1 protein-coding gene is annotated in these 278 nt (G+C 44.2%); it reads left to right on the top strand.

The features are described 5' to 3' along the window. Positions 1–21 precede the first annotated feature (21 nt). Positions 22–278: MraZ-related protein (locus AAEY78_RS12830; protein WP_502943769.1), on the top strand; the 257-nt coding region annotated here is incomplete at its 3' end.

Genomic DNA, 278 nt, shown 5'->3' with positions numbered 1-278 from the left:
ACTAAGTACCGAGAATCTCTATTGTCTGAAGATCAGGGAACGGTTATTTGTACCGTCGCATTAAATGAGCCGTGTTTATGGTTGTATCCGCTGGCTGAGTGGCTCGAAATAGAAAGCCGTTTATCTAAAATCTCCAATATGAACCCACGAGCCCGTCGAATGCAGCGTATGTTGCTCGGGAATGCTACTGAATATCAACTTGATAAAAATGGTCGAATTTTGCTTGCGCCGTCACTGAGGGCTCATGCATCACTTGGCAAAAAAATCATGCTAGTTGG

The organism is Psychrobacter sp. 16-MNA-CIBAN-0192 (genome assembly GCF_040309565.1).
GTDB lineage: Bacteria > Pseudomonadota > Gammaproteobacteria > Pseudomonadales > Moraxellaceae > Psychrobacter.
Note: the sequence above shows the minus strand (reverse complement) of the source record. Positions and strands in the feature narration are given on the sequence as shown.